The organism is Streptococcus sp. HMSC064H09 (assembly GCF_001812625.1).
In the GTDB taxonomy this organism is placed as follows: domain Bacteria; phylum Bacillota; class Bacilli; order Lactobacillales; family Streptococcaceae; genus Streptococcus.
In genome coordinates, this window is the sequence record NZ_KV809582.1 from 274,369 (window position 1) to 275,520 (window position 1,152).

Consider the following 1,152-nt stretch of genomic DNA (forward strand, 5'->3'; position numbering starts at 1 on the left):
AAAAAAGCTTGCTTACATAGTTTGTTTGGGTTAAATTGTATTATCATAAGAAGTATTATACCATTAATCAGACCACTAAAAAAAGGCCTGACGGCCTAATTTTATGCATTAAAGCTTTCAGTCAACTGTGGTACTACTTGTTTCTTACGAGAAACGGCACCTTCAAGGAAAGCATGATTATTTTCTAAAACAAAATCAAAACCATTTTCAACTTTATCAGTATTTGAACCAAGTGCAAGAATTTCTGAATTTGAATTAAGGATATCAGTAATCATTAAGACAAAGTCAGAGTATCCATTGTTTTTAATTGAGTTATTAATAGCTTCTTCGATTTCCTCTTGACGAGAAAGAACATCAGAAATATCAACTGTATTAACTTGTGCAACACGAACTTGATTACCATTCAATTCAAAAGTTTTGGCATCAATATCAATAAGTTCCTCAGCAGATTTTGATGAAAGATTAGTACCAGCTTTAAGCATAGCAAGTCCATATTCTTCCAAATTAACTCCAGCAATTTCTGCAAGTTCAGCTGCTACTGCAGGGTCTGAAGCATGTGTAGTTGGAGATTTTAGAAGAAGAGTATCTGAAATCAAACCTGACAAAAGCAAACCAGCCACTTCCTTAGGAACTTCAACATTGTTTTCTTTGAACATACGATAAACAATTGAAGAAGCTGATCCAACAGGCTCCAATCGCATCATTAATGGATTAGCGGTTTCAAAGTTAGCCACACGGTGATGGTCTACTACCTCAATGACCTCAACATCCTTAATATCTGAAATAGATTGTTGAAACTCATTATGGTCTGTAAGAATTACTTGCTTAACTCCCTCTGACAAAGCTGATTCAACAACTCGTGGTGCCTCAACACCAAAATAATCAAGAACGAAAGCAGTTTCTTCGTTAGGAGTACCTAAAGCAACAGCTTCAGCATCAACTCCAAGTTGACGTTTCAAATAAGCGTACCCATAAGAAGACCCGATTGCATCAGAATCAGGGTTTTGATGACCAAAAACAAAAACTTTAGACATAAATTCACCTCAAAAATAGTATTATAAGCTATTATAACATATAAAAAAAAGAAACAAAATAAAAAGAGTAACCTAAGTCACTCAAAAATATAGTCCGTACGGGATTCGAACCCGTGTT

General features: G+C 34.8%; 1 protein-coding gene. It reads right to left on the minus strand.

What is annotated here, in order from left to right; translation table 11 throughout:
* Positions 1-101: 101 nt before the first annotated feature.
* Complete coding sequence (locus HMPREF2867_RS06760; RefSeq protein WP_070576625.1) at positions 102-1,034, minus strand: manganese-dependent inorganic pyrophosphatase; 933 nt, start codon at positions 1,032-1,034, stop codon at positions 102-104.
* Positions 1,035-1,152: the final 118 nt, after the last annotated feature.